Raw genomic sequence first — 24,819 nt, forward strand, 5'->3', positions numbered from 1 at the left:
AGAACAAAAATAGCATGTCAAAGACAGAGTTTTTTATGCCTAAAATGGGCGAGAGTATTACCGAAGGAACCATTATTAATTGGCTCGTGCAAGAAGGAGATTCTTTTGAAGAAGGCGATATTTTGGTCGAGGTGGCTACAGATAAAGTAGACAATGAAGTGCCTGCACCTAGTGCTGGAAAAATGATTTCTCATAAAGTTTCGGCAAAAGATGTAGTGCCTGTGGGTGCAGTAATTGCAATTCTTGAACTCAGTGGAGCCGTCGCAAAAACACCTCAAACTGGAGATAACGAAAAAAGTAAAACTAAAAAAAGTGCTCTTTCTCAAGGAGCGTTGCCCAAAGGGAAAGGAAGGACAAACACCCGAACTACTTCTTCATCAAGTTCGAAATCGTTTAGGGTAAATGAAAACCTCTTCATTTCTCCTCTGGTTGATGCCATGGCACGAAAACATCATATTTCGTACGAAGAATTAGCTCGTATTACGGGAACAGGAAAAGACGGTAGGTTGCGAAAAAGTGATGTATCATCCTATTTACAAGAAGGAAGACCTTTTCAATTTGCACAAGTCGTACCTGAAGTATCAGGATTTCAGGTACCCGATTTAAAATTTGATAAGGGTAAAGGTAAAATTGTTGAAATGGACCGGATGCGCCAAATGATTTCAGATCATATGGTTTTTAGCGCCACAACAGCACCTCATGTAACGGCTTATATTGAAGCAGATCTTACTGAAATGGTAAACTGGCGAAATAAGAACAAAGCCAATTTTCAGAAAAAACATGGAGAAAAACTTACGTTTACACCACTATTTATTGAGGCTGTGGCAAACGCTATCAAAGAGTATCCGATGATTAATTCTTCGCTCGACGGGAGAAATATTATTGTAAAAGAAGCAATAAATATTGGTATGGCAACGGCATTACCTTCAGGAAACCTTATAGTGCCTGTAGTAAAAAACGCCGATAAAAAAGACTTAAAAGAATTAGCCGCCACAACAAACCAATTAGTAGCTAAAGCACGCGATGGAAAACTAAAGGGCGATGATACCAAAGGAAGTACTTTTACAATTAGTAATGTTGGAACCTTTGGTAGCTTAATGGGAACTCCAATTATCAACCAGCCTGAGGCAGCAATTCTTGCCACAGGAATTATCAAAAAACGCGCTGAGGTTATCGAAAAACCTGATGGAGATTCCATTGAAATTAGAAGTATGATGTATTTGTCGCTTTCTTTTGACCATAGAATTGTAGACGGATATTTAGCAGGTAGTTTCTTGCGTAAAGTAGGAGATTATATGGAGCAGTTTGATGAGAAGCGAACTATTTAGACAGAAGGATCAAGAAACAAGACTTTATAGGAAGGTGCAATTTTTAAAAATAAAAAATCTGGCAAGATGCAGTAGACATAATAGATGATAACTATTTATTCACTTCAACGCTTCCAAATTATAAAAAGTTTGGTTTTCCCAAATGAATAAATGCTCTGTTTCTTGTTTCAAAATTAATATTAATACATAATCAATTGGATAAATTTATAAATAAAGAACTAGCCATAAAAGCCTTCAAAAATCTTGTCACGGCGAAAGCAATGACCGAAATTTATGAAGAAAATTTTAAGGTAGTTTCAAAATATGTGCATGCTACCTCTAGGGGGCATGAAATTATTCAGACGGCTGTAGGAATGCAATTGCAACCTCAAGATTACATGTTTCCATACTACAGGGATGACGCCATGTTGTTGGCAATAGGTATGACACCGTATGAGCTCATGCTTCAGGTTTTGGCAAAAAAAGACGATCCTTTTTCGGCGGGTAGAACGTATTACTCACACCCTAGTTTACGTGATGATGACAAACCAAAGATACCTCACCAAAGTAGTGCAACAGGAATGCAGGCCATTCCAGCAACAGGGGTAGCGATGGGGTTTTGGTACTCAGAAGCTGAGGGTCTTGCCTCACATTCAGACAAAGAAGCACCCGTAGTAGTTTGTTCCTTAGGAGATGCAAGTGTTACAGAAGGGGAGATTGCCGAAGCATTTCAGATGGCTGCGTTAAAGCAACTTCCTATTTTATATCTAGTACAGGATAATGGGTGGGATATTTCAGCAAATGCTGCAGAAACAAGAGCTCAGAATGCCGCAGAATATGCCGCAGGGTTTCACGGGTTAGAGGCTATTTCTATAGATGGAACTAATTTTGAAGAGAGCTATAGCACTGTAAAAAAGGCAATTTCAACTATACGAAAAGAACGTCGTCCTATTCTAGTGCATGCTAAAGTGCCATTGTTAAATCACCATACATCTGGTGTGCGAATGGAGTTTTATCGCGATGATTTAGAGGAAGCTCGAAGCCGAGATCCGTATCCTAAAATGTTGAAACTTCTCGCATCCTATAATATTTCAGAAAAAGAAATAACAGAAATAGAAAACGGTATTCAAACTGAAGTAGAATTGGCGCTGAAAAGTGCCTTGGAAGCAGAAGACCCCAAGCCCGAAGATTTATTTACCAACGATTTTGTACCTACCCCAATCACCGAAGAAGTAGGAGAACGCTCTCCAAAAGGTGGGGAGAAAGTGGTGATGGTAGACTGTGCGTTGTTTGCTATTGAAGAACTTATGGCAAAACACCCTGAATGCTTGCTCTACGGTCAGGATGTTGGTGGTAGACTTGGAGGTGTTTTTAGAGAAGCGGCTACTTTGGCACAAAAATTTGGGGACAACCGCGTGTTTAATACGCCTATTCAAGAGGCCTTTATTGTTGGTTCTACCGTTGGTATGAGTGCCGTTGGACTAAAACCAATTGTGGAGGTTCAGTTTGCCGATTATATTTGGCCTGGACTTAATCAACTATTTACTGAAGTGTCTCGTAGCTGTTACCTTTCTAACGGGAAATGGCCAGTATCAATGATTTTAAGAGTTCCTATAGGTGCCTACGGAAGTGGAGGGCCTTACCATTCGTCTTCTATGGAAAGTGTAGTGAGTAACATACGCGGATTGAAAATTGCGTACCCTAGTAATGGAGCCGATTTAAAAGGATTGATGAAAGCAGCGTATTACGATCCTAATCCTGTTGTAATTTTTGAACATAAAGGATTGTATTGGAGTAAGGTAAAAGGTACAAAAGGAGCAACATCTTTAGAGCCTAGCGAAGACTATATTTTGCCTTTTGGTAAGGCATGGGTGTTGCAAGAAATTTGGCCGCAGGAAGAGGAAGAGACACTTACGATAGTTACCTACGGTATGGGTGTACACTGGGCTTACAATGCCTCTAGAGAGCTAGAAATGACAGATCGTATAGAAATTGTTGATCTAAGAACATTGCATCCGCTAGATTATGATACCGTATTCAAAAGTGTCAAAAAATGTGGCAAGTGCCTAGTGGTAACAGAAGAGCCTAGCGAGAATAGTTTTAGTAGAGCATTGCAAGGCAGGATTCAAGAAGAATGCTTTCAGCAGTTAGATGCGCCAGTAATGATTGTTGGTAGCGAGAATATGCCAGCCATTCCGTTAAACTCGGTATTGGAAGAAACAATGATACCTTCTACAGAAAAGGTAAAGGCAAAGATTGAAACCCTATTGGGTTATTAAAATTCAGTATCTTTCGGATTAATCTTGATATGTTATTTCGACTACTTCTTATATTCCTAATTGCTTTTTCAGGAATGGCTCAAGAGCCTATCTCTGTGTTGGTCGATAGTTTGGCCATAACTTCTTCCGAAGGCGAAAAATCAAAGATTAGTATTTCAATTGCTTCACAGTTAAAAAATGAAGATTGGGATCGGGCCTTACATTATTTAAATATTGCCGAGAAACATGCTATTAATTCAGATTCTGAAGAATTAATAGCACAATATAATACGACGGCCGGAGACATGTTTTTTAGTAAAGATGCACTTGATATTGCACTTGAACATTATCTTAAAGCGTATGATTACTATCAAAATAAGCCTTCTAGCAGTACTTCAATAACACTAGAGCAGAATTTAGCAGTTGTGCACGGTCGTATAAATGAGCCTTTAAAAGCCCGTCGTTTTTTTAAGAAACTTTATGATTACGCAGCAAAGGAACGTGATACCATTTTACTAGCGAAAATATTAAATAATCTAGGGACTAGCTATATAAGATCACAAGTTGATTCGGCTAATTACTATTATAAACGTTCTGAAAAATTACTGCGAACCGTGTCGGGTGAAACATCATTGAAGGCCTATCTATATGGTAACTTGGGAAGGGTTTATTTTTTAAAAGACAGCTTAGATCAAGCACAGAACTATTTTGTGTTAGCTGCAAATTATATCGAAAAGGAATCTAGTACTACTGCTCAATCTAAAGGATGGATATATAATTCGATTGCTACGTATTATGAAAATATAAATCAATTAGATTCTACCATAGCGTATGCCACGAAAGCGAATAGGGCGCTTTCAGACAACCAATACAGTTTTGAAAATCAAGCGGCTTTAAGAACGTTATACAGAAACTATATAAACAAGCAGGATTATAAAAATGCTTCAGAATACTTTCAAAAATATGATGCCGTACGAGATAGCTTAAACTTAGAAGAGAAGGCTGCGAATGTTGAAAAAATAAAAGTTGAACAGGAATTTAAAAACAAAGAAGAAATACGTGAATTACAAGATAGCAAACGGAGGTTTAGGAATTATATTATTTTTTTAGGCTTGGTATCTTTACTCTTACTGTTAGGTATGTTGTTATATAGATTTCGAAATAAGTTAAAGCGTACAGAATTAGAAAAACAACTAGCCACCGCAAAACAAAAGGAGCTAGAGTCTAATATTCAGTTGAAGAATAAGGAATTGATAGGAAAGGCAATGGTTGAGATCCATCGCACAGAAATAATTGACGAAATTCTCACCGATTTAAAACAAGTACGTTTAAAAGCCGCCAAAAAAGAAACTCAAAACGCTATAGATTATGTGGTGAAAAGGTTGAAACGGGATACTAACAACAATCTATGGGAAGAATTTGAAATACGATTCGAACAGGTACACGAAAACTTCTATAAAAATCTAGTACAAAGGCACCCTGACCTAACGCCTAGAGAAAAACGCTTGTGTGCGCTCCTCAAACTAAACCTTACCTCAAAAGAAATATCACAGATAACGGGACAGACAGCAAAATCTGTTGAAAATGCAAGAACTAGGCTCAGAAGAAAATTAAATATTACACATTCTGAAACAGATCTCTCCGCCTACTTGTCTAGTTTCGATTAAATACATATTCTTTTTCTATTTTATTAATAATCTGAAAATCAATTGATTAAAATTAATTGAGGGGTAATGCTTTGGTCAAAAACTTATGGTGAGTGTTTTTGTGGTGGCAATAAAATTTTAATTGAAATCAGCCGAGTTTACATTTGTTTCAGAATTATAAGCAAAGCTAGGTATGCTATAAATTTTTAAAGTAAAATGAAAAACAAATTGGAAAATAAAAATGAACTAGACGAGCTTCTTGAAAACAATAAGGACAAAAAAAATGCCCTCAAGAAAATCGTAAAAAAACTAGAAGAAGATGAAAATACAAACAAAAACTAATAATTTAAATATGTTGAATACCATGAAGACTATTTTTACATTTTTGACCTTGATGGTCATAACAATCGCACAGGCACAATGGAGTGCTGACACCTCGGTAAATACATCGGTTGCAGATTCCCAAACAGAAGTTGTGCAAGCCAAGGGAACTTCTACAGGAGAAACGTATGTCGTTTTTTGGAAATCAGTGCCAGAACCAACAAATTACGAACTTAGGCTGCAAGTACTGGATGTAGATGGAAACAAAACTTTAGGCCCAGATGGGATGCTCGTAAGCGACCAAATACCTATGAGTACCTTTACAGTTGCGATGACAACCGTAATAGATATAAACGATAATTTATACATTGGCGTTACTGGAACTGGAAGTGGCAATCCGGCTTTTGTGTATAAACTAGACAATAACGGTCAGAGCTTATGGACCAATAATAGCGTGGGGAATGGTTTTTTAGTAACAGTAATGCCTCTTGCTTCTGGTGAAGCAATTGTAGGAAGGCTGAGCAATAGTGGTGGAGTAATGCAGAAGTATGATGCGACTGGCACAGCCGTATGGCCAAGCGAGCAACCTATTGGTACAGGTTCTGGCTTTAAAGCACCTGCAAACTTTTTTGAGTTGTCTGAAGGCGAGTTTGTGTTAGTGCACCACGTTTTGATAGGAGGCGTGAATTCAAACCTCTACGCACAACGATATGGTGCAGACGGAGTGCCACAATGGGCAAGCGATACGCAATTGTCTAGTCGCATTACGCTGTACAATCGAATCTATACAGGAATTAAGGGCGATGATGCTGTGTTTATGAGTTACTTTGGAAGCAATGGAAGTCGTTTTGACGCTTTTGTACAGCGTATTGATCTTGATGGCACATTGCCATGGGGGCTCAACGGTTCAGATTTTGCAACAGACGATTTAAATTACGAGACGAATATTGATTTAGCCATATCAAATGACGATAGTTTTATCTATGCAAATTCTAGATATACCGACGCATCACAATCAATGACAGGAACGTATATACAAAAATTTGATGCTACCAACGGAAACAGATTATTTTCAGATGCTGCCAAAGAGGTATTTGGCATTACTGAGGATAAAGTGCCTGCTGGAAAATTGTATTTACAAAATAATACCCCTTGGTTCGTCGTTTCTAGTGGAAACGATAATGGCGTGACACCTACCGAAATCGAGGCAGTGCATCTAGACCATAACGGGGATTTTATCTGGGCTACAGAGACAATGCCCTTGGCTACATTTGCAGCTAACAAAAGCCGAGTTCAGTATACAGAACCCATAGCTGGACAGAGTGTTGTTGTATTTATTGAAGATAAAGGCGAAGGTGAAAAAATTTATGCGCAAAACCTTGAAGACCCAAATGCATGTGCCCTTTCAATTACTTGCCCTACAACAGTGGTTGTGGTAACTGATGCTGGAATGTGTACGGCTTCGGGAATAAATCTAGGTACAGCTAGTACTAGTGGATGTAATGGAGAAGTAGTTTCTAATGATGCGCCTACTGTTTTTCCAGTTGGGGAAACTGTGGTTACATGGACGGTAGATAATGGCACCAGTATAGAGACCTGCGTTCAATTAATTATTGTGGAAGATACTGCTGCGCCAACAATTATATGCCCTCAAGATGCTATAGTTGAGGTTGCGACAGGTTCGCAGTACATTTTGCCAGATTATTTTGATACAGGGGCTGCCTCTGCAATAGACAATTGTACCGACCCAGTGAACATTACATCACAAGATCCAGCGCCTGGAACTAATCTTGACGTAGGAACACATCAAATTATCTTAACGGCAGAAGATGATCATGGAAATGAATCTATTTGCAGCTTCCAGCTCACGGTAGATGAAGTTTTGGGAACCCAAACATTTGCAAACGAAAGTATTTTATTATATCCCAATCCAACCGATGGAATTGTAACCTTAGGTAATCCTTCAAACTTCAATTTACAATTAATCGAAATATACAATGTATCAGGAAGAATGATAAAAAAAATAGACATTGAAGGAATGGGCACTAGCAAGTCGTTGTTCTTGTCTGATTTGGCGAGCGGAACCTACTTTATATTGATTAAAGGTGAAGAAGGTCAATTGACAAAAAAAATCCTGAAAAATTAAAAAGTTAGGAGTTGAACTTAAACATAAAAAAGCCAATCAAGTTAGTTGATTGGCTTTTTCTGTGTTTAGCGTTTGTCGTTAATTGGCCGTTACCCCAGGTGGATATTCGGCTAAAATTTCAGAAACAATTTCTCTAATTTTTTCCTCGCGCCGATCTATATCGCTACCTGTATACAATTTAGAACTTCCTATGCCTTGCCAAACTAACTCATTAGTATTAGCGTCTATTAGGTCAATATACAAGCTTCCTTCTGTAGAAACATTTACTGAATTACCGAATCTGTTTCCGTACCACCAAGGATTCCAACCCCAGCCGTAGCCAAAATTGTTGTTATACACATCTACATGTTCGCGCTCTTTAGTAAATATACTTACTAATAAAGCTGGTGAGTTAGACTTTGTCATGCCTTTGTTAGATAGGTTTGCATCAATGGCGCGCAGTATTCTTTTTTTATCAAGGTCGCTTATTTGGGCCTTGTCTATACCTGGTTTGTAAAAGGCAAAACTATTGTAATTGTTGAAATTTGCTTTCTTGTCGTAATCGGTAGCCACGCGAACCGAAGTGCACGAACTAACAAATAATGCAAGCAGCACTATTGGAATAAATGTTGTGATTTTCATAGTATTAATTTTTTAAAATAAAGAGTCATCTACGAAATTAGGAAGGGTCACTTTAAGATTTGGAGTGCGCTCCATCTCTCTTTTAATAGCAAAAACGGCTTCTTCATTTCGCGCCCAACTACGTCTGGCAATTCCGTTATTTACATCCCAGAATAGCATGCTTTCTAAACGTCGTTGTGCATTATTACTACCATCAAGAACCATACCGAAGCCACCATTTATAACCTCGCCCCAGCCAACACCACCACCATTATGAATGCTCACCCAGGTAGCACCTCTAAAACTGTCGCCAATTACGTTGTGTATTGCCATATCTGCTGTAAAGCGGCTGCCATCGTAAATATTACTGGTTTCACGGTAGGGCGAATCTGTTCCAGAAACATCGTGATGGTCTCTACCAAGTATTACAATATCAATTTTTCCTTCGGAAATAGCCGTATTAAAAGCACTCGCTATTTTCATTCTCCCTTCGGCATCTGCGTATAGAATTCTAGCTTGACTCCCCACCACTAATTTATTTTCTTGTGCACCTTTAATCCAAGTGATATTATCCTGCATTTGTTGCTTGATTTCAGCTGGAGAGTTTTTCATGATTTCTTCCAAAACCTCACAGGCAATAGCATCTGTTTTTGCTAAGTCTTCAGGCTTACCAGAGGCGCACACCCATCTAAATGGTCCAAAACCATAGTCGAAACACATAGGTCCCATGATGTCTTGCACATACGATGGATATTTAAAATCGATACTGTTTTTGGCCATCACATCGGCGCCAGCTCTCGAAGCTTCTAACAGAAAAGCATTTCCGTAGTCGAAGAAATAGGTGCCTTTTGCGGTGTGTTTATTCACTGCTGCTGCATGTCGTTTTAGCGAACGCTGTACTTCTTGTTTAAATTGACTTGGGTTGTTAGCCATCATTTCATTGGCAGCTTCGTAGGTCATTCCAACTGGGTAGTATCCACCAGCCCATGGATTGTGTAAGGAGGTTTGATCACTTCCTAAATCTATAGAAATGTTTGCCTCATCAAAGTGTTCCCAAACATCAACAATATTCCCGTCGTACGCAATAGAAACCGTTTCCTGGGCGGCTACGGCTTCCTTTACACGTGCAGCCAATAGACGTACATCTGCAATAACTTCATCTACCCATCCTTGGCTATGACGCGTGTGTGTTGCTTTCGGATTTACTTCGGCACAAACTGTTACACAGCCAGCAATATTTCCAGCTTTTGGTTGTGCGCCACTCATTCCGCCAAGACCAGAAGTTACAAAGAGTCCGCCCTTGGGTGATTTTTTAATTTTTCGGAAACCATTAAGAACGGTAATGGTAGTACCATGAACAATTCCTTGTGGACCAATATACATGTAGCTTCCTGCTGTCATTTGCCCGTATTGAGAAACACCTAATGCATTAAACTTTTCCCAATCGTCTGGTTGCGAATAGTTGGGTATCATCATTCCGTTGGTTACCACAACCCGGGGTGCATCTTTATGCGAAGGGAATAATCCTAAGGGATGGCCAGAATACATAACCAAGGTTTGTTCGTCGGTCATTTCGGCTAGGTATTGCATCACCAATCTGTACTGCGCCCAATTCTGAAATACGGCACCATTACCACCATATGTAATAAGCTCGTGCGGATGCTGTGCTACTGCATGATCTAGGTTGTTCTGTGCCATTAGCATAATGGCTTTGGCCTGTTCACTCTTACCAGGATATTCATTAATAGGACGCGCGTAAATTTTATAATCAGGACGAAACCGATACATATAAATTCTGCCATAAGTTGCTAACTCTTGTTTAAATTCGGGTAGGAGGGTAGCATGATGTTCTGGGCTAAAATATCGGAGCGCATTTTTAAGCGCGAGTTTTTCTTCTTCTGCAGAAAGAATTTTTTTTCTTTTCGGTGCGTGGTTTACATCCTTGTCGTAAGGTTTTATCTCAGGAAGCTGGCTTGGAATGCCTTGTAGTATTTCTTCTTTAAATGTCATAAAGTAGCTGTAGTTAAAAGTCTGAATATTATTCTCTTGGTTGCGTGCCAGAATTGTTTTTTTTCTTGTTGTAGCCATAGGGGCAATGGCGACAGTTGCTCTCACAGCAATATCCTCGTTTTAAATGGTATTGCGCTGTAAAACATTTATAGCCTTCTGGAGTAAGGTAGTAATCGCCTTCTTCTAGTTCTATTCTTTTCTTCGGAAATAGCATACTACAAAAATACCAAATTCTTATCTTGTAAAAATGATAGTTGTAGTAAACCGGTTTTTACTTCGAAAGGGGTTCAATGGCATTACATTATGGCCTTTTGTGGTGCTTCGGAAAAGGGAGATGATGAATGACTGTAGGCTATTAAATCATGAACGAATTCACCTAAGACAACAAGCCGAATTGCTTGTGGTATTTTTCTATATATGGTATGGTGCAGAGTTTCTGCTGCGATGGTTTCAGTATAAAAATAGATACGAAGCCTACCGAAACATTAGTTTTGAACGGGAAGCTTACACAAATGAAAAAGACCTTCACTATTGTAAGCAAAGGTCTTTTTGGGGATTTTTAGAATTTGTTTAGTCGTGTTCTTTTGACTTTAATAATGTAAATGTCGGAGTGATTTTTTGAGGTTTCGTCCGGCGTTCAGATGCTGGAGTTGTCATGTGTACAAGAGGCTTATCGGCCGCTTTATCGGTATTTGTATCTGGAATAAATAAAGAAGTCTTTGTTGTCGCCTTCAATTCTCTTGCTCCCTCATTAATTGGTACTATTTGCAGTGTTTTGCTATTCTCTATTGAAATGTCATTGCTTTTAACCCAAGTAGAGTTTACGCTTGAAGGCTTCATTTCTTTTGTTACTGGTTCAGAACGTACCTCTTTTTGAGTTTCGTCTAACTGTTGAGAGAAACATGCTAAAGTGCAAAAACATAATAGCGTGAAAATTGCTGTTTTCATAGTGAATGTGGTTTAGTGATAATACGCTACATAAGCAATTTGAATGTTGGCCAAATTACCGCCAGAAACATTCGTGATATGAAAAGTAACACTGCCTAGGTTAGGTATAGCCATAACTCTAACGTTATTCCCGTATTGTGGTCCAATAGGCATTGGTCCAACAAAATTAAATGATACGACACTATCTGCTGTCATGTTTGGATCTAAGACCGATACTGTTGAATAAGTGCCGTTAAGACTAGTAAAAACGGGAGTAAAATATTTGCCTATTCCTGTTATTTGCGTAGTGTTCAAGAATTGGGGGCCCCATGCTGCAGGTGCGCCTGTTCCTTGAGATAGTAAAATTTGATCTGCTAGGCCAGTTACATTTCCTGGTTTTAATTCTCCGTCAATCCTCACATTGCCGTCAACATGTAAGACCTCGGTAGGGTTTGTTGTATTAATTCCTACTTGTCCGAAAGACATAGAAGTAGCAACAAGAGCTAGTAAAATAAGTACATTTTTAATGCTGGTCTGGGTCATCTGCTTTTTCATCTTTTTATAATTTAAAAAGCAGGATAAGTATGGTAGATACGGGGAATCTATTGACTAATTTAAAGATAAGTCATAAATAAATAATAGTGCGTTAAAATTATGTTAGACCGCTGTTTTTAATGGTTTTAGCACCACTTTTTCGAAGAAGTGAAATGTTTTAGCGACGAACGGTTACCAGAAGTGTGAATTTGATTGGCACAAAAAAGGCCTACCTTGATGTTAGATAGACCTTCTGTGCCTTGCAATGATTTATATGTTAGGTGTTTTTGCCTTAATTGTATAGAAAACTCTTATTGTCTAAAGGTTATTAATTCTGAAAGGGAGTAAGTTTCTTATTAGAATCTTTTTCATTTATAGTAGTAGCGTATTTACCTTCTGGGACAATCATTGAAGGTGCGTCTGGAAAACGTAAAGAACTATAAGCCGAACCTTCAGATGCATTTGTGCTAACATCGTCTTTTCTGTTCGCTACTATATGCCATGAAAATGCTACTGTACTCGTGCCTCCTTGTAATTCTTTAACCCGAAATCCATTAGCGGTTTTATTGGTAACAAAAACACCATTACAATCTCCCTCTAGTTGGATAAACACTTTCAAGGGATGTTGTGCATCTACTATAATATTCTTGGAGAATATTGGATCTATAGTTATATCTGCAGTACCATTATGTAAACTACCTGTGCCGTAATCTTCAAAAAGAACCTCGGGTGCTTCAGGTGCAAACATAATTTTCTTGTCATCGGCGTTTATGCCATCTACAATGGTAGATACAATTCCATTGCCTATAATCTTGTAATTAACATTGTTGTGTCTTGCACCTGCATACGCATAAGACGAGTTGCTATTAGAACCGCCACTGTATAGGTAGGCACCGTAATACGTAAGAGCTGTCCCCAATGGCGTGGTAGCATTCGCTCGGCGACCGGCAAGTAGTGCACGTGGGTCTCTTGCATCTGCATCGGTTTGAATGCCCGTATAATTGGTTGTAAATTCTGCAGCATCTAAATCTCCTAAACTTGTTATCGGTCCTTCAGTTTGTCCATAAAAAGCAAGTTCTGGGGAGTTGCTATTTACGCCAATGTTTAATACTGTAGTAGGAGAGTACGATGTAGTACCACCGCTAATGGCGCGAAAGGAAACGCTTTGCTGTGTAGTCGCAACATTGCTAGTTACCGATAACATTCCATTAGCATTATTTGCTCCAGATCCCCATCCTACAACTCCTGCGGTGAGATACATTCCACCAGTATAAGGAGTGAGTCCAAGCACACCATAATTTTGAACGGCATAGCCAAAAACTCCAGTTCCTGTACCCGTGTTTTGGCCTAGAACCCCGTCTCCTGTACCAGCCTCGAACCCTGCAACGGCTGCTCCTAGGTTTGAAGTGGTCTCTCCTAGGATTCCATAATCTTCTCCTGACTTATTTACTCTTAGCCCGACATTGGAATATGGAGCGCTTCCGAGTGCTCCGTTTCCATCGGCAGAAATTCGTAATCGTTCAAGATTTTGTGTTCTTACTACAAGATCTGTTGCATCTGTGGTGCCTAAGAAATTTGAGGATGGGTTTGTGCCCGCATTTCCGTCTAGCGACCAGTCACGTCCGTTTGTTCCGCCCATCGCTACCCACTTAGTGCTGTCCCAATAGTAGAAACCCGGAAGTACTTGTGTGCCGCCGCTACTAGCAGTTGCAGTATTATATACCATTAAACCAGTGGCAGGCGTTGTGACAGGAGATGCAGAAGTAGTTGCGGTTAAGGCAACTCTATTTATTAGAATTCCTTTGTTAATTGCTGCCATGTCTAATTGCGCACTGCTATTTGGGGCATTAGTTCCAAATCCAATATTGTCTTCTTCTCCATGTACAAATAACGAATTTGCATTGTTGTCTGTTTCTACTCTTAAGTTCATATCAACGCCGCCAGGATTGAATGACCATTCTAAATCAGATCCACCACCCGTGTTGGCATTGGCGTTAAAGAAGGTAGAACCATTAATTACCATATCCATTTGTCTTGTTCCAGAACGCCAAAAGCCCATGGTTTGGTCTGCGTTCCATGAATAAAATGGTCTTGCGGCAGAACCATTAGCCATGGCTTGTACTTGGTCGTCATTTGCGACGCGAAACCGTTGTATGTTATTTGTTCTAAACGTAAGGGCTTCACCGTCTAACGTCCCAACAAAGTCATTGTTTTCATCTGTTCCAGAATTTCCTCGTAGCTTCCAATCCATACTGTTCATTGCAACCCATTGTGTTGAGTCCCAGTAATAGTAGCCTTTACCTGTAGTGGTGTTTGTGTTATATACGAGTAGGCTTTCTGTTGCACCACCTGTAATAGGCGCAATTGTATTTAAGTTTGCTATTGAAACTCTAGGTACTAGAATTCCTTTGTCTGTACTTTCAATATCTAGTAGTGATCCAGGGTCGGGGCTAACGGTTCCTACTCCTACTTGAGCAGTTATACTCAGGCTAGTTAATATAATTACAGTTAGCGCTTGTACCTGTAAATGGGGTAGTTTTAGTATCATGCGTAGGGAGTTTTAGTTTGTCCCTACAATATTATGCATTAATCCGATGAAATACCTAATAAATCGATGAAATACCTATAAATTTAACATAAATGTTATAATATTCTTAATTCGACGAAATATTTGTAAAAAAAATCATCGGAATACACCGATGATTTTTAAATACTATGAAATTTGTGTTATTCTTTAATTACTTTTTTACTTATTGTACCAGATGCTGTAAATACTTCAACAAAGTATACACCTGTATTTAATTTAGTTAGATCTATAGAAGTTGTGGTTACCTCATCTTCAACATCTAATTCCATCAGTCTTCCACGTAAATCATACACCTCGATTCGTTCTAAAGGTTCTTTAAGAGAAAGTATGTTTAAAATATCCTTCGTTGGATTTGGATACACAACAATACTTGATAGTGGTTGGTCGTCTGGACCTAGTAAATTTTCTGTAATAAAGAACACTGAAAATCTATCGGCTGAGTCTGTGCTATTGGATTCAAAGATGTATGAATTAGCAGTAAGTTCTGTGGTAATACCCTCTAGGAAATCGTATAAAAAGACTTTAGTATTTTCAATTATAGAACCTTCTATTTGGTCTATAGATATTTCATAGGCTGTTTTAACCTTGATTTCTGTAGAAAAACCTAATGAAAACTTCATTTCTGGGTCAAATACGCCAGTTGTTTGAATCCCTAATTTACTTTCGGTTTGGTGGTGAAATGAATAAAGCGATATAATAGAGCCTACTCTTTCACTGTCAAATCCAGCATCAATATTTGGTGTGCCACTAGGACTGAAGGCTAACAGTGTATTGCTTTCCACATCGTAGTCTACACTTCTTAGATTAATCCAAATTCTATCAGTTAAACTTTCGTCAGGAACCCTAAGTGTTGTATTTCCTGATGTAAGTCGCATGCTATTATTAAATGAAACGCTACCTGCAGCTTGAGTTCTAATTGCAAATCCTTGACCAGTAGCAATAACACCATTAGGTATGGTGCTAACACCAGGATCGTTAGATGCTTTAACGCCTCCAGACATATTATACATTGAAATATCTCCCATGCTGAAATTTATCGAGTTTGCCCCTGGTATTGCACTAGGTGCAGTGAGATGCTCCCAGAAATATACTTCGTTCACTAAGCTGTTTTGGTCTATAAATTCGTAGGCAGACATGGCGCTTGCATATGGGTTGGCATATGTGTTAGGAGTACCATCTGGGTTGTCTATTAGATTATTAAAAAGCGCTGGCCTGTTAATAATACCATTGTTAAGTGTTCCTAATGTATATGTCATGAAATAGGCCTCATTTGCCGGATCAGTGTACCCCTCTTGTGGACGTACAATATACCCCTCGCCAACATTTATATTTCCATTATAACTTGTCCAGTAATCACCGTTGTCATCGGCAAAATTAGTTCCTCCAGGAACCCCTGGATGAGGAATAAAATTAGCTGGGTTGTGGTTCAGAACTAAAAATGCGTCTGTAAAAACATCATTACGCGTTTCTTGGTCCATCGGACTTCCCATTACCATAAAGTCTCTGGTTTGAAGTATTGGGGTTGTTAATTCTACATTTATAGTAGCACTCCCGCCTTTTATTACCTGAGCGTCGTTCATTTTCTGAACTACATTTCCAGTATGTTTTACGATAAGAGAACCGTCTACAATAATGTCATTTTCAATTTCTATAAAATCGTCTGCACCAACCGTTAGCGTTCTTCCGGTGTCAACTTCACATGAACAAGCAGAAAAACTACTATTTCCAATTCCAGCTGTGTCATAATCAGAGGTGCTTATTTTGGCTGTAGAACCAATATTTGGTAATCCATTAGACCAAGTTCCGGCTCCTAAAAATACTGTTTCTTCTCCTACTACCGTAACAGTTGTGGTACACGATGATGTAAAGCCGTAGTCATCTTCAACAGTTAATGTAACAGTATGGTCTCCTAAATCTGCACAAGTAAATGTAGTCTGTCCTGTTAAGGTTCGTTTAGTAATTCCTATATTATCATTCGATCCATTATCTATATCAAGAGCGTCTATAGTAACTGTACCAGTTGTTTTATTTAACACCGCAGTATAGGGTGCGCAAATTGCAGTGGGTGGTGTATTGTCATACAATGGGTCTTTCAAAATATACAATCCTGTATTAACCGTACTTGAGCTGGTGTTAAATCCAGTAGCGACAAGGTTCCCACTTTCAAAAAATGGGTATACGTTCCAGATTCCACCTACTGTACCGGTTGCATCACTTGTTGGGAATGTATCAAAATAATCTTCTTCAGCTAGTGAAGGAGTGGCATCATACAGTCCGTCTACTTTCAAAATACGAACCCCATCTGTATAATTAGCAAGATAATACCTGTTACCTCTTACATAACCATTATGATCTGTAGCTGCAGTTGGGCCTTCGTATTCAAGTATAAGTTGAGGGTTGCTCAGGTCTGACATGTCAAATACCAGAGTTCTTGTATTGTACCCAGAATCTCTTTCATCAAGTTCATCTCCCACAATAAAAAAGCGCTTGTCTTCAGTGAACCAACCTTGGTGGGTATAATCTGCATTGCTATATCCTACAGTACCAATAGTTACAACATTGGTAGCAATACCTTGAGCATTAGCAGTTTTATCAGTAACATCTAATACGTGAACAAAGCCCGTACCACTAAAACTTCCAATCATTATTTCTCTTCCTTGGTATGCAGGGTCTGGACCGTCATAGGTTACTACCTGCGCATCGTGGCAATAGTTCAGGGCAGAAAATCTTGCCTCTAATACAGGGTCATCAGGAACACCGTTATTGTTACCATCAAGTCTATAAAATAACGGGCCACCGCTATTATAAGGAGTAACTCCTAAAACGTATGCGTAACCTGTATCTTCATTTATAATCACATTATGGGCTCTTCCACGGTTACCACTATTGGTACCCCAGGTAACTCTATTGTCATGCGAAAATGTTACTGATGGCGATCCAAATTGGGTTCTTAATTTAGTAAGATCAAAAATTTGCATACCATGGTTACCATTTCCATCACTAACTATATAAGCGTAATTTTGATATGTTTTTACATCGCGCCAAAGGCTAGATGATGTATGTGAAGGGAGTCTACCTAAAAATACCGGATTGATAGGGTCTGTAATACGAACAAAAGCAGTTCCGTTGTCTAAAGCAACAATAGCATATTCATCACCATTGCCATCTACGTCGGTCCAACCCCAAGAATCTTGTCCCTCAAAACCACCCATCGCGGATGCAGAGATATAAGATTGTAACGTAATTCCATCACAGTCATATGGTCCTGCAGAACCTCCTGAACATGGAGTTTGAGCATACATGGTAAAACTAAATAATGTTAAGAGTAGCGGGAGTAATTTTCTTTTAATCATAGTGTGTTTGTGAAATTTTATTTGGTTTTGTTATGCTGAAAAAATTTACAGGCCAAGATAGGTAAATTCTATAGAACACGGTTGATCATGGCCAATATGCCCTTGTCCCGTTCCAGAATCACCACCGTTTACGAAGTAATTTTCTCCTGTATTTATATTATTAGTTAAAGAGAATGTATAATCGTTACCAGCTAACAGATATTTATAGTATACAACTGTTGCAAAGTGAGGTACTGTATTGTCTTCTAAATCTGGTGATTCTATAGAATTGAAAGTACTATAGGAATGCGTATAGATCCATCCTTGTTGATAATCGAAAGAAGTACTTGTAGGGTCTATAGAGACTCCTGGCCCGGACATTTCAAAGAAGAAAGATCCTTCAGATGTCGCTAAAGAAATTTCATCTTGGCTAGTGAAATCTGCTATCTCTCCAGCCGAAAAGTTAACACCTACCTCAATACGGTATCTTCCGGAATACTTAGGTCTAAAAACTTCATTATCTAGACCAGCCACAACATCAACATCATTTGGGTTTGGATTTGAAGTGGATTCGCGTATTGTTGTTCGCTGACAAACATTTGTCTGTGTATATCGTTTATAATCTTCTCTTAAGTGCTGTGTGATCCATTTAGTGCCATCCCAGCTATATATGCCTGGTGAGACATCGTTGGCGCCATTTGTTGTTAATTCAGTGTTGTACACAGTGGTACCAACTGCTAGAGTTCCTCCAGCTGGATTTACAACAGGTGCGGCAACAAGTACAGAGCTTAAAGCTACTCTCGGAAAAACAAATCCTTCTGTGTTGCTTTCTATATCTAAAATTCCTTCAGGAGTTGTTGTTCCGATACCTATTTGACCAAAAGTAAGTTGTGTGCACATAACTGTTATGCACAAAATGACTTGAAATGTTATTTTTAATTTCATGATGCTCGTTTTATTATTCTCCAACGTATGTAATTTCTACTGTACAACTAAAATCGCCCACGCTTACAATGTACCCGCGGCCGTCACCAGATGGAATGACTGAAAAATCGCCATCTGCCTCAAAGCCATCTAGGTCATCTTGATTAAATGACATAGCAAATGAGTAGGTAACATTACGTGTTAACAACTCTTCAATAATATATACACTCTGATTAATGGTGTTTGTATATTCTATCATTGAAGCGCCACTTCCTCCTTTAAAAAGTTTATCGTCATTAAGACCAGAGTACGATTTCATTTTGAACGTTGTGGTAGTACCATTAAATGTGAAGTCAAAATCACCAGAACCAGCTGCGTAATTCACGTGTTGATCTCCAGAAGGTTCGTTACTTGTTCCAGCTCCATAATGAAGCGTAAGAATTACTTTGTACGCCCCGCTAAACTTTGGTGTAAATGAGGTTTCGTCGAAGCTAATTGCTTGATTTCCTAATATTGGATTTAAAATATCGCTAGAACCAGTTCTTAGATCTGCATCTTGCGTAAATATTTTTGAATCTTTTTTATTAAACTGTGGTATCCATTTTGTTCCTGTCCATATATAGATACCAGGAAATACACTATCTTCACCACTACCAGCAGTATTAGTATTGTATACACACGTTCCAGCGGCAAGAGTTCCACCACTAGGGTTGGCAAGAGTTTCTACAGTAACATCAGTTAATGAAGCTACCGGGTATATTACGCCTAACGTATTATTGTTGCCTAAGTCGAGTAAACCTTCGGGTGAAGAGTTGTTTACACCTACTTGAGCGTTACTTACAACAGTACACAAGGGAATATAGCCTAGAAATAAAATGAATATTATATAAAAGTATTTTGTTTTCATGTCTGCTTGTTTTATTGTTCGCCGATATAGGTAATTTCAACTGTACACGGAATATCATATGCTACATAACCTCTCCCACTACTAAACGACGCATTTCCGCCTTCATCAACAAACTCAGTAGCTGGGTCTTGGTCAAAAATCATGGTCATGTTAACTACCTCGTTTTCTGTATATTCTTTATAAAAGGTGCTGTTAAATTCTTGCCAGATTGCAAAATAGTTAGTGGCCCCAACACGAGAATCGTAAGAAGTGGAGTATGAGTGCACAGGGAAGTTGTACGTATCAGATCCTAATGTCAAAGTAAACGTTCCTGACTGTCTCGCGATATTTAATCGTCCGTCAGATCGAGAGCCTCCACTTCCTTCGTTTGGCACTTTGGCGCCTCCTCCTCCATAATTTACCGAAACACGAATTCTATACATGCCCGTATAATCTGCGGTAAAACTGCTACCATTAATTCCAGTTACGGTTAAGTTTGTATCTGATCTTGACCTCAAAGAAAAGGTGTCACTTTCAAACAATTCAGATTGCTCTTGATTGAATTGGGGAATCCATTGTGTACCATCCCAAGAATAGATGCCAATTGTAACATCATTAGTGCCAGTGGCTGAAACATTTGTGTTAAAGACTGTTGTTCCAACTGGGATAGCTGTAACACCCGCTTTAGGATTTGTTACGGGGGCCATTACGTTTGTTGCAGTAAGTGACACACGTGGCAAAACGAGGCCGTATTTGGGTACGGGCACCGGGTCGTTATAGACATCTAAAATTCCTTCCGGATTTGTTGTGTTAATACCAACTTGAGAAAATGCCATTGGCGTAAGCAATAACAACGCAAGTGATATGAAGCAAAACTTATAAGTAGTTTTTAGCATAATCTAGTTTTTGTCGATTTGGGATAACAAGGATATGAGTAATTATCGACATAAACCAATAAACTTCGATATAAAGCACATAAATTTAACATTTGAAGCTTAATTCTTACAAAAAATAGTCCTATAAAAGATAATTTTGAGTAAGTATGTATGATTTTTCTTTTTTTGTAGTCTTAAATTTTGTGGGCTAATTATATGAATTCAACATACTTATACCTACTATTTCTTTATAATCATTCTGTAAATTTGCGTTATGATGAATGTTAGCTTTAACTCATTAATCCCTTCTGAAAACGTTAGTATTTTGGCTAAAGAGTTACAGAATATATCGGGGGAGCTTGTGTTAAAACGAGAAGATTTATTACATCCTGCTATCTCTGGAAATAAATTCAGAAAACTAAAATATAACTTGCAAGAAGCTTTTATTCTGAAACGGGATACCATTGTAACCTTTGGCGGAGCATTTTCAAATCATATAGCCGCCGTAGCCGCTGCCGGAAAAATGACAGGGCTTGCAACCGTTGGGTACATAAGAGGTGAAGAATTAGAGAATTCTTACACCTATAATACTACCTTAAAATATGCCGCGGAGCACGGTATGACGTTGCGCTTTATTTCTAGAGAACAGTATAGACATAAAGATTCTGAACAGTTTCTTGAAGAAATTTCAGCGCAATTCCCGAATGCTTATATACTTCCTGAAGGTGGAACTAACACCTTGGCTGTTAAAGGATGTGAAGAAATACTTACCCCGGCCGATAGTGGTTTTGACTATATCTGCACAGCTGTTGGTACAGGCGGTACCTTGGCAGGCCTAATCAAGGCTTCAGAAAACACGCAACATGTTATTGGCTATTCTGCTTTAAAAGGAACATTTCAGAAGAAAGTGATAGCAACACATACATCAAAAACAAACTTTACGTTAAAGGATACGTATTGTTTTGGGGGCTACGCTAAAATAGATTCAGAATTAATTCGTTTTATGAATAATTTTAAGCAAGAAACTGGAATTTTGCTGGATCCTGTGTATACCGCTAAAATGCTCTTCGGAATTTTTGCCGATTTAAAAAAAGGCGTATTCCCTGAAAATAGCCGTATTTTAGCCATCCATACTGGAGGTATACAAGGTATTTCTGGCATGAATAAATTATTAAAAAAAAGAAGTCTCCCTCAAATAGAAACTTAACTATGTTGCGAAAATCAACACTACTTTTACTACTTGTCGTTTTAACGTTAGGTGCTTGTAAATCTAAAAAACAAGTAACTAGCAAAAAAAAGCGCCCTGCTATCGAACGGGTGGTAGTTAATAAAAAACCGCCAAAAGACATTCCAAAAGAAACAACTCCGAAGACGGAAGTCAAGAAGCCGCCGGCAAATGCAACTTATGCTGAAGTTGTTCAAATGTACATTGCTAATTATAGTACAATTGCCAAAGAAGAAATGCTTCAATATGGTATTCCGGCAAGTATTACTCTTGCACAGGGTATTTTAGAAAGCGGCGCAGGTAGGGGAGATCTTACCAAACGCGCTAACAATCATTTTGGAATTAAATGCCATAAGGGTTGGACTGGAGATACTGTGTATCACGACGATGATGAATTGCAAGAATGTTTCAGAAAATATAGCGACCCTAAATATTCTTTTAGAGATCATTCACTTTTTTTAACAGAGCGCAGTAGGTATCAAGATTTATTTAAACTGAGAAAAGACGATTATAAGGGTTGGGCGAGAGGACTGAAGAAAGCTGGATATGCTACAGACCCAAAATACCCAAATAAGCTTATCAGTATCATTGAGCGTTACAATTTAACCGAGTTCGATGATGAAGTCTTGGGTAATAGTGCGAATTCAGCAAAGTTAGACGACACAAAAATAGCAACGCATAAAGTAAAAAAAGGAGATACCTTATATAATATAGCAAGACGCTTTAATCTAACGGTGGAGACATTAAAAGAATACAACGGCCTTACTACAAACAACATTTCTATAGGACAAGTGTTATATTTGCACCCTGTAAAGAATAAGTAAATTAGTATGGTATATCAGCGTAGTAGTGCTCTTTTCCAAGAAGCTCAAACCGTAATTCCTGGAGGTGTAAACTCACCAGTTCGTGCTTTTAAAGCTGTTGGAGGCACCCCTATTTTTGTAGAAAAAGCAAAAGGCGCTTATCTCTATGATGTAGATGGAAATCAATTAATAGATTACATTAATTCATGGGGGCCTATGATTTTAGGTCACGCTCATGTTCCCGTTGTAAATGCAGTCATTGAAAAAGCTCAAAAAGGCACTTCTTTTGGAATGCCTACCGAAATTGAAACCGATATAGCCGCCTTAGCGGTTCGTATGGTGCCAGGAATTGAGAAAATACGATTTGTAAATAGTGGTACCGAAGCATGTATGAGTGCTGTTCGTTTGGCGCGTGGATATACAGGCAAAGATAAAATTATCAAATTTGCTGGCTGCTATCATGGTCATAGCGATTCGTTTTTAATTCAGGCAGGAAGTGGTGCAGTAACATTTGGTACTCCAAATAGTCCAGGTGTTACAAAAGGCACTGCTAAAGACACACTTTTAGCTACCTACAACGATTTGGAAAATGTGGCTCAATTAATACAGGACAATAAAGACGAAATTGCTTGTATTATTTTAGAACCTGTTGCGGGTAATATGGGTTGTATTCCTCCCGCAGATCGATTCTTGCAGGGGTTGCGAACACTTTGTGATGCCAACAACATCCTTCTTATTTTTGATGAGGTTATGACAGGTTTTAGACTGGCAAAAGGTGGGGCACAAGAATTGTATAATGTGAACGCTGATATTGTTACCTTCGGAAAAGTTATAGGGGGTGGTTTGCCCGTAGGTGCTTTTGCTGCTCGGGCAGAAATTATGAATCACCTAGCACCTCTAGGTCCAGTGTATCAGGCAGGAACGCTTAGTGGTAACCCTCTAGCAATGGCTGCGGGATTGGCTATGTTAACCGAGTTAAATTCTAATGCCGAAGTATTCGACTCTTTAGAAAAGAAAACAGCTTATTTGCATAAAGGGTTACGTGAGGTAATGGTAAAAAATGGGGTGGCGCATACTATAAATAGAGTAGGCTCTATGCTATCTATTCATTTTTCAGAAGCACCTGTTGTAGATTTTAAAACTGCGGCGCATGCGAGTGGTGAAAACTTTAAACTGTTTTTTCACGGAATGTTACAAGAAGGAGTTTATATTGCACCTAGCGCCTACGAAACATGGTTCTTATGCGATGCGCTTACCTACCTAGATTTAGATAAAACTATTGAGGCAGCAAATAGCGTAGCTCAAAAATTGGCATAAAAAAACCTCCTTACCGGAGGTTTTTCTTCTTGGCAGAAATAGTTATTTCTGTAAGCTTAGCCATTTTTTGTACTGTTCTGCAGTAAGCAATTTTTTTACTGAAGCAGCCAATTGACTATCGTGCTTTTTCTTTGCAGCAATTACATCTGCACTTTTCTGATCTTTACCAGTAATGTACTTTTTATAATTCACTTCTTTCTGAACATACGCTCTAAACAAAGACCTTTGTTGGTCTCCAGTAAGATCTAGTTTGCTAGACAAATCTCCAACAGTAGCTTTTGCAACTGCCTCTGGACGGCTGTCGTCTTTAGATAAACTTTGCGCGGTTGCAGTGTTCATTCCTAATAAAACAACGAAAGCAAATGCAATTCCTGTGATAAACTTTTTCATCTTAATTTAAATTAGTTAATACAGAAGATGGAATGCCCAAACTATTCATCTTCGGTTGATTGTTATTTACTAAAAGGGCATTTAGCTAAATTAGTTTACTAATGTAACTATTTTGAAAACAATAATCCAAAAATTGAGCCAAAAATTAAAATGAGGAAATTATTATAAGCTTATCGGTTACGGTGCTTTGTTTTTAGGCGCTTACCACGCTTCATCCCTTTGCTGGTTTTTTCCCATTTTTCGTACTGCTCGGCTGTTAAAACACTTTTATACTGTTGTTTAACTGAAAGTTTTTCGTCGAGGAGATTTTTTTGTCGCTCATAGGCCTCTTTAGAGGTTTTTTCAGTTTTTTTCTCTTTTTCGAGGCGCATTTCTTGTCTCTTTTTAGCTATTTGCAACTCAATTGGGTATACTTTTTTTTGTTGCGCATCTGTTAGGTCAAGATGTAGTGCCAATTTTTTAGTCTTTATATCGGCTATTTCTTCGGGTGTCCAATCCTTCATTTTTTCCATCTTTTCTTTTCTCTTTTCACTATCTCTTCTGTCTCCTGGTTGTGCTATTAGCGTGTAACTAAATAGTACCAGAGCAATCATTAATACATTTTTCATATTTACTTTTTTTTTATGTTATGCTCTTTGGACTCCAATTTTTGAAATAGGTTTAAAGAAGATTTATATAATGCAAAAAAAAAGCTATCAATACTGATAGCTTTTTTTACAATAAAATGTTTT

At 38.5% G+C, this 24,819-nt stretch carries 21 protein-coding genes; 9 read left to right on the forward strand and 12 right to left on the reverse strand.

Annotation, left to right across the window (positions count from 1 at the left end):
* Nucleotides 1-14: 14 nt before the first annotated feature.
* The 5 genes from G5B37_RS12055 (at nt 15) to G5B37_RS12070 (ending at nt 7,678) form a co-directional block, all read left to right on the forward strand.
* On the forward strand, nt 15-1,328 hold the full coding sequence (locus G5B37_RS12055) for a dihydrolipoamide acetyltransferase family protein (RefSeq protein WP_164680279.1): 1,314 nt from the start codon (nt 15-17) through the stop codon (nt 1,326-1,328).
* A gap of 260 nt (nt 1,329-1,588) precedes the next feature.
* Complete coding sequence (locus tag G5B37_RS12060; protein ID WP_164680944.1) at nt 1,589-3,586, forward strand: alpha-ketoacid dehydrogenase subunit alpha/beta; 1,998 nt, start codon at nt 1,589-1,591, stop codon at nt 3,584-3,586.
* A 29-nt stretch (nt 3,587-3,615) separates the two neighbouring features.
* The gene (locus tag G5B37_RS12065) at nt 3,616-5,232 is read left to right on the forward strand and encodes a helix-turn-helix transcriptional regulator (RefSeq protein ID WP_164680280.1); all 1,617 of its coding nucleotides are present in this window, start codon (nt 3,616-3,618) and stop codon (nt 5,230-5,232) included.
* Between the two features lie 195 nt (nt 5,233-5,427).
* Nucleotides 5,428-5,553: a hypothetical protein gene (locus G5B37_RS15195; RefSeq protein WP_263649797.1), complete on the forward strand. Its 126-nt coding sequence runs from the start codon at nt 5,428-5,430 to the stop codon at nt 5,551-5,553.
* The gene (locus G5B37_RS12070; RefSeq protein WP_164680281.1) at nt 5,531-7,678 is read left to right on the forward strand and encodes a T9SS type A sorting domain-containing protein; all 2,148 of its coding nucleotides are present in this window, start codon (nt 5,531-5,533) and stop codon (nt 7,676-7,678) included. The genes G5B37_RS15195 and G5B37_RS12070 overlap by 23 nt, the downstream gene beginning before the upstream one ends.
* A gap of 78 nt (nt 7,679-7,756) precedes the next feature.
* Here the strand turns inward: G5B37_RS12070 and G5B37_RS12075 are convergent, their stop codons facing one another.
* Genes G5B37_RS12075 through G5B37_RS12085 form a run of 3 tightly spaced genes read right to left on the reverse strand, consistent with a single transcriptional unit; the run spans nt 7,757 to nt 10,502 of the window.
* Nucleotides 7,757-8,299, reverse strand: coding sequence for a DUF4136 domain-containing protein (locus G5B37_RS12075; protein ID WP_164680282.1), 543 nt, complete (start codon nt 8,297-8,299; stop codon nt 7,757-7,759).
* 12 nt (nt 8,300-8,311) lie between these two features.
* Complete coding sequence (locus G5B37_RS12080) at nt 8,312-10,288, reverse strand: urocanate hydratase (RefSeq protein WP_164680283.1); 1,977 nt, start codon at nt 10,286-10,288, stop codon at nt 8,312-8,314.
* Nucleotides 10,289-10,316: 28 nt separating this feature from the next.
* Entirely contained in the window at nt 10,317-10,502 is a 186-nt protein-coding gene (locus G5B37_RS12085; protein ID WP_164680284.1) for a DUF5522 domain-containing protein, read from the reverse strand.
* Between the two features lie 33 nt (nt 10,503-10,535).
* Between G5B37_RS12085 and G5B37_RS12090 the strand changes: the two genes are divergently transcribed.
* Nucleotides 10,536-10,862 carry a hypothetical protein gene (locus G5B37_RS12090; RefSeq protein ID WP_164680285.1) on the forward strand — a complete coding sequence of 109 codons (327 nt, stop codon included), beginning with the start codon at nt 10,536-10,538 and terminating at the stop codon, nt 10,860-10,862.
* Here G5B37_RS12090 and G5B37_RS12095 read toward each other — a convergent pair.
* The 7 genes from G5B37_RS12095 to G5B37_RS12125 all read right to left on the reverse strand — a co-directional run bounded on the left by G5B37_RS12095 (nt 10,859) and on the right by G5B37_RS12125 (nt 20,374).
* On the reverse strand, nt 10,859-11,236 hold the full coding sequence (locus G5B37_RS12095; protein ID WP_164680286.1) for a hypothetical protein: 378 nt from the start codon (nt 11,234-11,236) through the stop codon (nt 10,859-10,861). The genes G5B37_RS12090 and G5B37_RS12095 overlap by 4 nt on opposite strands.
* 12 nt (nt 11,237-11,248) lie before the next feature.
* The gene (locus G5B37_RS12100; protein ID WP_164680287.1) at nt 11,249-11,770 is read right to left on the reverse strand and encodes a hypothetical protein; all 522 of its coding nucleotides are present in this window, start codon (nt 11,768-11,770) and stop codon (nt 11,249-11,251) included.
* A gap of 307 nt (nt 11,771-12,077) precedes the next feature.
* The gene (locus G5B37_RS12105) at nt 12,078-14,297 is read right to left on the reverse strand and encodes an autotransporter outer membrane beta-barrel domain-containing protein (protein ID WP_164680288.1); all 2,220 of its coding nucleotides are present in this window, start codon (nt 14,295-14,297) and stop codon (nt 12,078-12,080) included.
* Nucleotides 14,298-14,476: 179 nt separating this feature from the next.
* Entirely contained in the window at nt 14,477-17,689 is a 3,213-nt protein-coding gene (locus tag G5B37_RS12110) for a choice-of-anchor B family protein (RefSeq protein WP_164680289.1), read from the reverse strand.
* Nucleotides 17,690-17,734: 45 nt separating this feature from the next.
* On the reverse strand, nt 17,735-18,613 hold the full coding sequence (locus tag G5B37_RS12115) for a hypothetical protein (RefSeq protein WP_164680290.1): 879 nt from the start codon (nt 18,611-18,613) through the stop codon (nt 17,735-17,737).
* 13 nt (nt 18,614-18,626) lie between these two features.
* Nucleotides 18,627-19,499 (reverse strand): hypothetical protein, encoded by an 873-nt coding sequence (locus G5B37_RS12120; protein ID WP_164680291.1) that lies wholly within the window; start codon nt 19,497-19,499, stop codon nt 18,627-18,629.
* Between the two features lie 11 nt (nt 19,500-19,510).
* Entirely contained in the window at nt 19,511-20,374 is an 864-nt protein-coding gene (locus tag G5B37_RS12125; protein ID WP_164680292.1) for a hypothetical protein, read from the reverse strand.
* Nucleotides 20,375-20,627: 253 nt separating this feature from the next.
* Here G5B37_RS12125 and G5B37_RS12130 point away from each other — a divergent pair, with 253 nt between their 5' ends.
* The 3 genes from G5B37_RS12130 to hemL are packed head-to-tail and all read left to right on the forward strand — an operon-like array spanning nt 20,628 to nt 23,698.
* Entirely contained in the window at nt 20,628-21,560 is a 933-nt protein-coding gene (locus tag G5B37_RS12130; RefSeq protein ID WP_164680293.1) for a 1-aminocyclopropane-1-carboxylate deaminase/D-cysteine desulfhydrase, read from the forward strand.
* A gap of 2 nt (nt 21,561-21,562) precedes the next feature.
* The gene (locus G5B37_RS12135) at nt 21,563-22,402 is read left to right on the forward strand and encodes a glucosaminidase domain-containing protein (RefSeq protein WP_164680294.1); all 840 of its coding nucleotides are present in this window, start codon (nt 21,563-21,565) and stop codon (nt 22,400-22,402) included.
* 6 nt (nt 22,403-22,408) lie between these two features.
* Nucleotides 22,409-23,698: a glutamate-1-semialdehyde 2,1-aminomutase gene (gene hemL, locus G5B37_RS12140; protein WP_164680295.1), complete on the forward strand. Its 1,290-nt coding sequence runs from the start codon at nt 22,409-22,411 to the stop codon at nt 23,696-23,698.
* A 42-nt stretch (nt 23,699-23,740) separates the two neighbouring features.
* Here the strand turns inward: hemL and G5B37_RS12145 are convergent, their stop codons facing one another.
* Both G5B37_RS12145 and G5B37_RS12150 read right to left on the reverse strand, forming a co-directional pair.
* The gene (locus G5B37_RS12145; protein WP_164680296.1) at nt 23,741-24,088 is read right to left on the reverse strand and encodes a hypothetical protein; all 348 of its coding nucleotides are present in this window, start codon (nt 24,086-24,088) and stop codon (nt 23,741-23,743) included.
* 170 nt (nt 24,089-24,258) lie between these two features.
* Nucleotides 24,259-24,696, reverse strand: coding sequence for a hypothetical protein (locus G5B37_RS12150; RefSeq protein ID WP_164680297.1), 438 nt, complete (start codon nt 24,694-24,696; stop codon nt 24,259-24,261).
* Nucleotides 24,697-24,819 lie beyond the last annotated feature (123 nt).

Source organism: Rasiella rasia, assembly GCF_011044175.1.
Taxonomy (GTDB): Bacteria; Bacteroidota; Bacteroidia; order Flavobacteriales; family Flavobacteriaceae; genus Marinirhabdus; species Marinirhabdus rasia.

Coding starts and splice junctions, on each gene's coding strand:
- G5B37_RS12055 (WP_164680279.1), top strand. CDS start 15: ATGTCAAAGACAGAGTTTTTTATGCCTAAAATGGGCGAGAGTATTACC.
- G5B37_RS12060 (WP_164680944.1), top strand. CDS start 1,589: ATGACCGAAATTTATGAAGAAAATTTTAAGGTAGTTTCAAAATATGTG.
- G5B37_RS12065 (WP_164680280.1), top strand. CDS start 3,616: ATGTTATTTCGACTACTTCTTATATTCCTAATTGCTTTTTCAGGAATG.
- G5B37_RS15195 (WP_263649797.1), top strand. CDS start 5,428: ATGAAAAACAAATTGGAAAATAAAAATGAACTAGACGAGCTTCTTGAA.
- G5B37_RS12070 (WP_164680281.1), top strand. CDS start 5,531: ATGAAAATACAAACAAAAACTAATAATTTAAATATGTTGAATACCATG.
- G5B37_RS12075 (WP_164680282.1), bottom strand. CDS start 8,299: ATGAAAATCACAACATTTATTCCAATAGTGCTGCTTGCATTATTTGTT.
- G5B37_RS12080 (WP_164680283.1), bottom strand. CDS start 10,288: ATGACATTTAAAGAAGAAATACTACAAGGCATTCCAAGCCAGCTTCCT.
- G5B37_RS12085 (WP_164680284.1), bottom strand. CDS start 10,502: ATGCTATTTCCGAAGAAAAGAATAGAACTAGAAGAAGGCGATTACTAC.
- G5B37_RS12090 (WP_164680285.1), top strand. CDS start 10,536: ATGATAGTTGTAGTAAACCGGTTTTTACTTCGAAAGGGGTTCAATGGC.
- G5B37_RS12095 (WP_164680286.1), bottom strand. CDS start 11,236: ATGAAAACAGCAATTTTCACGCTATTATGTTTTTGCACTTTAGCATGT.
- G5B37_RS12100 (WP_164680287.1), bottom strand. CDS start 11,770: ATGAAAAAGCAGATGACCCAGACCAGCATTAAAAATGTACTTATTTTA.
- G5B37_RS12105 (WP_164680288.1), bottom strand. CDS start 14,297: ATGATACTAAAACTACCCCATTTACAGGTACAAGCGCTAACTGTAATT.
- G5B37_RS12110 (WP_164680289.1), bottom strand. CDS start 17,689: ATGATTAAAAGAAAATTACTCCCGCTACTCTTAACATTATTTAGTTTT.
- G5B37_RS12115 (WP_164680290.1), bottom strand. CDS start 18,613: ATGAAATTAAAAATAACATTTCAAGTCATTTTGTGCATAACAGTTATG.
- G5B37_RS12120 (WP_164680291.1), bottom strand. CDS start 19,499: ATGAAAACAAAATACTTTTATATAATATTCATTTTATTTCTAGGCTAT.
- G5B37_RS12125 (WP_164680292.1), bottom strand. CDS start 20,374: ATGCTAAAAACTACTTATAAGTTTTGCTTCATATCACTTGCGTTGTTA.
- G5B37_RS12130 (WP_164680293.1), top strand. CDS start 20,628: ATGATGAATGTTAGCTTTAACTCATTAATCCCTTCTGAAAACGTTAGT.
- G5B37_RS12135 (WP_164680294.1), top strand. CDS start 21,563: ATGTTGCGAAAATCAACACTACTTTTACTACTTGTCGTTTTAACGTTA.
- hemL (WP_164680295.1), top strand. CDS start 22,409: ATGGTATATCAGCGTAGTAGTGCTCTTTTCCAAGAAGCTCAAACCGTA.
- G5B37_RS12145 (WP_164680296.1), bottom strand. CDS start 24,088: ATGAAAAAGTTTATCACAGGAATTGCATTTGCTTTCGTTGTTTTATTA.
- G5B37_RS12150 (WP_164680297.1), bottom strand. CDS start 24,696: ATGAAAAATGTATTAATGATTGCTCTGGTACTATTTAGTTACACGCTA.